The organism is Mesorhizobium sp. CNPSo 4671 (genome assembly GCF_057784245.1).
In genome coordinates this window covers 388,577-394,576 of the sequence record NZ_JBWLUW010000007.1, presented here as the reverse complement: position 1 = coordinate 394,576, position 6,000 = coordinate 388,577, and the positions used below count along the sequence as shown (strand labels likewise).

The window sequence follows — 6,000 nt, the reverse complement described above, 5'->3', positions numbered from 1 at the left end:
GATCGTCCGACATCGGCTTCACTGCCGGAGCGGAGGCGGCAACCGGCGCGGCAGCCGGAGCCTTGGCCGCGGGTGCTGCCTTGGCGCCGCCGCCGGCAATCGCGGCATCGACATCAGCCTTCACCACACGGCCATGCGGGCCGGTGCCGATGATGCTGGCAAGGGCCAGTCCTGCCTCACGGGCCAGACGTCGGGCAAGCGGGGTGGCGCGGGCGCCCGACGGCGATTGGCCAATCTCCCCCCTTGTGGGGGAGATGCCCGGCAGGGCAGAGAGGGGCGTGACAGAATGCAACGTTGGCGGGACAGCGCCCCCCTCTGTCGACTTCGTCGACATCTCCCCCACAAGGGGGGAGATTGGCGCCGCGTCTTGCTTGGCCCCATAGACCTCGCCGTCGGCATAAATCCACGCAACCGGCGCGCCGACCGGAATGTCGACGCCTTCCTTGCCGGTCACATCGCGCAGCACGCCGCTGGCCGGCGCATCGATCTCCATCGCCGCCTTGTCGGTCTCGATCTCGAACAGCACTTCGCCCTTCTTGACCCGGGCGCCTTCCTCGGCGAACCAGCGCGAAATCTGTCCGGTCGCCATGTCCATGTCGACCTTGGGAAGGATGACTTCGGTCGGCATGTCTCAGCGAACCCCTTTGACGAGGTCGCGCGCGGCGGTGATGATGTCGGGAACCTGCGGTACCGTGGCTTTTTCCAGCTCCGGATTGTAGGGGATCGGCGTCTCGGCGCCGCCCAGCCGCACGATCGGCGCATCGAGATAGTCGAACGCCTCGCTCTCGGCGATCATGGCGCTGACCTCGGCGCCGATGCCCAGCGTCTTGACCGCTTCGTAGACGCACATCAGCCGCGACGTCTTCTTGACGCTGTCGATGACGGTCTGCTTGTCCATCGGCCGGATGGTCCGGAGGTCGACGACTTCGACGTCGATGCCTTCGGCTTCCAGCGTGGCGGCGGCATCGAGCGCCTTCTGCACCATGATCGAGGTGGCGACGATGGTGAGATCGCGGCCCTCGCGGCGGATGTCGGCCTTGCCGATCGGCACGGTGTAATAGCCTTCGGGCACCGGACCCTTCATCTTGTAGAGCAGCTTGTGCTCGAAGATCATCACCGGATCGGGATCGGCGACCGCCGCCAGAAGCATGCCCTTGGCATCGTAGGGTGTCGCCGGCTGGATAACCTTCAGACCCGGCACATGGCCGAGCCAGGCTTCCAGGCTCTGGCTGTGCTGCGCGGCAGCACCCGTGCCGGAGCCGGCGGGAAAGCGCATCACCACGGGCACCGAAACCTCGCCGCCCAGCATGAAGCGCATCTTGGCCGCCTGGTTGACGATCTGCTCCATGGCGAGCGTGGCGAAATCGGAGAACTGGAATTCGAAGATCGGCCGCATGCCGGTGAGGGCCGCACCTACAGCGACGCCTGCACCGCCCAGCTCCGAAATCGGCGTATCGATGACGCGCTCCGTGCCGAAGCGCTCGACCAGATCGCCGGTCACCTGGAAGGCGCCGCCATAGACGCCGATGTCCTCGCCCATCAGGAAGACGCGTTCGTCCATGTCCATGGCGATCGCCATGGCTTCCTGGATCGCCTGGGCGTAGCTCAGTTCACGCACCATCGCGTCCATCACGCCTGCTCCGTATACACGTAATTCCCGGTCTCGCTGACGTCAGGCGATGGGCTCGCCTTGGCGAACTCGATGCCGTCGGCGATCTCCTGCGCCACCTCACTGCGAATGGCCTCGATGCCCTTGTCGTCGATGAAGCCGAATTCCCGCAATTCGTCTTCGAACAGCGTGATCGGGTCGCGGTTCGCCATCCAGTCCTCGATCTCTTCCTTGGTGCGATAGCGGTTGCGGTCGCTCTTGGAATGGCCACGATGGCGGTAGGTCTTGGATTCGATCAGTGTCGGCCCCTCACCCGCACGGGCACGCTCGACAGCCCTGTAGGACGCCTCGGCGACCTCCGAAAAAATGTTGCCGTTGACGATCACGCCAGGCATCGAATAGGCGGCGGCGCGATCGGCGATGTTCTTGACCGCGGTCGAGCGGGCGGTCGAGGTCGACATGCCGTAGCCATTGTTCTCGCAGACGAAAATGACAGGCAGCTTCCAGACCGCCGCCATGTTGAGCGCCTCGTGGAAGGCGCCCTCATTGTTGGCGCCGTCGCCGAAGAAGGACACGACGACCTTGCCGGTCTTCATCATCTTGGAGGAGAGCGCTGCGCCGACCGCGATCGGAATGCCGCCGCCGACAATGCCGTTGGCGCCGAGATTGCCCTTGGCGACATCGGCAATGTGCATCGAGCCGCCCCGGCCCTTGCAGTAGCCCGCGGTCTTGCCGAAGAACTCGGCGAACATGCGCTTGACCTCGGCCCCCTTGGCGATGCAGTGGCCATGGCCGCGATGCGTCGAGGTGATCTGGTCATCCTCGCCAAGCGGCATGCAGATGCCCATGGCGCTGGCTTCCTGGCCGATCGACAGATGCATCGTGCCGTGGATCAGGCCACGCGTGTAGCTGTCCTCCGCGCCCTCTTCGAAGCGGCGGATGAGATACATCTTGTAGAGCACCTGCTTGAGCTGCTCGGCGCTGTACTGGCGATAGACGAAAGGCAGGTTGGCGCGACTGTCGGCGACGGCTTTGCTGGCTCCGGCCATGATCACGCCTCCACGGTTCCGTAGACGAGCTTGTCCTGGCGGGCGCGCAGTTCGGCGATCTTGGAAGCCGGAGCCGGGGCGGCATTGGCATAGGTGATGAGTTCGCCCTTCTTGATCGGCGCCGTCACCGAGCCGCCCTGCAGCAGGCCGCAGGGAATGGCCTTGGCGGCGCGCGCTTCCGGCGCCGTCATGATCCAGGCGCGGTAGCAATACTCGCCGATCGCATCGAGCTTCTCGCCGGGCTGCATGTCCTTCTTAGCCACGGCGGCGACTTCGGCCACCGGCTTGGCCAGCGGCACCATGTCGGCCTTGCCGTAGAGCACGACGCGGGCGCAGGTCAGCGGCACTTCGAGCGACGTCAGGTGATAGGGGCGGTGGAAGGTGAAATACGGGCCCTTGCCCATCTTCAGATCTTCCATGCGCTCCGAAATGCGCGGATGCGACATGTCGGCGACGACGAAGACGCCGGGTGCGACGCCCTTGCCGATCGAATAGTCGACGACGCCGACCCTGGACAGCACGCCGCCATCCTTTTCAGGCACCAGCACTTTCGACAGTTCACCGAGAGTGGCGGCCGGGCCATGCATGCCGGCCTTGTCGGGCACCAGGCCGGTGGCGTTGGCGATCGCCGCCATCTCAACCATGGTCTTCGAACCGTCGACGAATTCGACCAGCATGCGCACATTCATGTGCCGGCGCTTGGCCTCTTCCTCATAGGCGGGCGGCGTGGCGTCGATGTTGAGCGGGTTGTTCTTGCCCTTGCCGGCGGCAACAATCGGATGACCCATCGCCGAGACGAATTCAATCAGCTCCATGCAGGAGGACGGCTCGTCGCCTGCGCCCAGCGAATAGGTGACGCCGAGCCGGTCGGCCTCGCTCTTCAGATAGGCGCCGATGGTGACATCGGCCTCGACGTTCATCATCACCAGGTGCTTGCCATGCTCCATGGCGCGCAAGCCGATCTCGGCACCGACGGCGGGAACTCCCGTGGCGTCGATGACGACGTCGATCAAGTCATTGTTGATGACCAGGCTGGCGTCGTTGGTGACCGCCACCTTGCCGGCCTCCATGGCAGCCGTCATCGCCGAAGCGTTCGACACTTCGCGCGCATGGCCGGTCTCCTGGAAGGCGATGTCCACGGCCCTGCTGGCGGCCGGCAGGTTCAATTCCGAGATCGCACCGATCTCGATGCCGGACATATGGGCGACGCGGGTGACGATGTCGGTTCCCATCTCGCCGGAGCCGATCAGGCCGATGCGGATGGGCTTGCCCGACTTGCCGCGCTCATCGAGATCGCGGGCAAGGCCCGTCAACGAAATATTGGAAGCCATACCGCTCATTCCTCCCACATTGCAGGCTTGTTCATTCGCTTGACGGGTATTGAACATCTGTATTTCTGTCAAGACTAATGTCCAATTTCACATGCTTTTTGGCGCCTTTCTCGGAGACCGCGTGTGAGCCCAAAAAGGCGCCGCGAAGCACGGCTACCTTGCGGACGGTGCACAAGCGGGCGACCGCAGGGATATGATCCTCGGCGCAAGGGAGATGCACGGGAGTTGGCGCGGTCAATGGGTCGCGACGACCCCTCGTCTCGTCCCGGAGTGGGAGACCTCTACGGGACTCGATCCGACACTGGCGGCACCGGAAAATCATGAAAGTGCACGATGACGCCATCCGCATCGATGAAGATCACGGCATAGGCCGGCGGCTCGTGGCCCAGGCTCCAGCTCTGGGAAAAATCGAGCGCGGTCTGGTGGTTGGTGCTGCGCAGCGTGCTGACGGGAATGCCGCGCCAGCTGCCGGCGATCAGCCGGTGGACGTGGCCGGCGAAGATGTGGCGGACATTGCCGTGGCCCGACAGCACGTCGTGGAAGGCATCGGCGTCGGCGAGCCTGACCTCATCGAGCTCCGGCATGTGTATCCGGAAGGGCGGGTGGTGCATGAACAGGAAGGCTGGGCCGTGCGCTTCCCTGAGCTTTTCGTCCAGCCAGTCCAGCCGCGCCGCACACAGCTTGCCCCCGACCTGGCCGCTGTCCAGCGTGTCGAGTAGGATCAGCCGGCCCTCGCTGCCGTCGAAGGCGCTCTGCACGAACCCTTGCTCGGCCGGGGCCTCGGGAAACATTTCAAGGAAAAGCGCCCGATCGTCATGGTTGCCGAGCATCAGCCGGCAGGGCGGCGACAATCGCGCCAGCCTCTCCCGCAACGCCGCATAGGCGGCGCGCTCGCCATCATTGGTCAGGTCGCCTGAGATCACCACCAGTTCGGCGTCGGCATGGTTCTGGCCGATGTCGGCAAGGCAGGCCTCCAGCCTCGCCAGCGGATCGGAGCCGTACAGCAGGCCACCCGGCGCCATCAGATGCGGATCGGAGAGCTGGATGATTTTCATGGACCTGACCGTACCCTTCCCGCCGGCGCCGCGTGACGCCAGCCGGAAAATGCGACGCCTCGACTGACCCTCTACTGTGCCGTCCAGCCGCCGTCCATCGGCAAGGTCGTGCCGGTGATCTGCCTGGCGGCATCCGAGCACAGGAACAGCGTCAGCGCGGCAAGTTCTTCCACGGTGACGAATTCCTTCGTCGGCTGTGCAGCCAGAAGCACGTCGTGCTTCACCTGTTCCTCGGTCATGCCGCGCGCCTTCATCGTGTCGGGGATCTGCTTCTCGACCAGCGGCGTCCAGACATAGCCGGGCGCGATGGCGTTGACGGTGATGCCGTCCTGCGCAACTTCCAACGCCACGGTCTTGGTCAGGCCGGCAATGCCGTGCTTGGCCGAGACATAGGCCGACTTGAACGGCGAGGCGACCAGAGCATGCGCGGAAGCCGTGTTGATGATGCGGCCCCATTTGCGAGCCTTCATGCCGGGCACCACCGCCTTGATGGCATAGAAGGCCGCGAGAAGATTGATGCGGATGATAGCTTCCCACTTGTCGTCGGGAAACTCCTCGATCGGCGCGACATGCTGGATGCCGGCATTGTTGACCAGTATATCGAGGCTGCCGAATGCCGCCTCGGCGTCATGCACCATGGCGCTCACTGCCGCGCCATCCATCATATTGGCGTCGGAGTAGCGGCACTTGACGCCGAAATCCTTCTCGATGCCCGCGCGCTCCTGCTCGATGGCCGCCGGGTCGCCGAGACCATTGATGGTGACATTGGCGCCTTCGGCGGCGAAGGCGCGGGCGATGGCCAGGCCGATACCGCTGGTCGAGCCGGTGACGAGGGCATTCTTGGAGGACAGGGAACCCATGATGATCTCGCGACAAGTGAAGGAGCTATTGGCGCACATGGTTTGTGCACCGCACCATAACAATGGCATGACCATATGTCATTGCGATTACAATGT

6 protein-coding genes are annotated in these 6,000 nt (G+C 64.3%); all 6 read right to left on the bottom strand.

The window, feature by feature from the left end; all coding sequences use genetic code 11:
- Positions 1–628, bottom strand: a 628-nt coding sequence (locus AC04SF_RS21760) for a biotin/lipoyl-containing protein (RefSeq protein ID WP_488479451.1), incomplete at its 3' end; no start/stop codon positions are given.
- A gap of 3 nt (positions 629–631) precedes the next feature.
- Positions 632–1,630: an alpha-ketoacid dehydrogenase subunit beta gene (locus tag AC04SF_RS21755; RefSeq protein ID WP_183463635.1), complete on the bottom strand. Its 999-nt coding sequence runs from the start codon at positions 1,628–1,630 to the stop codon at positions 632–634.
- The gene (locus AC04SF_RS21750; RefSeq protein ID WP_488479450.1) at positions 1,630–2,658 is read right to left on the bottom strand and encodes a thiamine pyrophosphate-dependent dehydrogenase E1 component subunit alpha; all 1,029 of its coding nucleotides are present in this window, start codon (positions 2,656–2,658) and stop codon (positions 1,630–1,632) included. The genes AC04SF_RS21755 and AC04SF_RS21750 overlap by 1 nt, the downstream gene beginning before the upstream one ends.
- A 2-nt stretch (positions 2,659–2,660) precedes the next feature.
- Positions 2,661–3,989, bottom strand: a complete 1,329-nt coding sequence (locus tag AC04SF_RS21745) for an NAD(P)H-dependent oxidoreductase (RefSeq protein ID WP_488479449.1) — start codon at positions 3,987–3,989, stop codon at positions 2,661–2,663.
- Between the two features lie 281 nt (positions 3,990–4,270).
- A complete protein-coding gene (locus AC04SF_RS21740; protein WP_488479448.1) occupies positions 4,271–5,044 on the bottom strand; it encodes a phosphodiesterase in 774 nt (257 codons plus the stop codon).
- 71 nt (positions 5,045–5,115) lie between these two features.
- The gene (locus AC04SF_RS21735) at positions 5,116–5,904 is read right to left on the bottom strand and encodes a 3-hydroxybutyrate dehydrogenase (RefSeq protein WP_096450866.1); all 789 of its coding nucleotides are present in this window, start codon (positions 5,902–5,904) and stop codon (positions 5,116–5,118) included.
- Between the last annotated feature and the right edge of the window lie 96 nt (positions 5,905–6,000).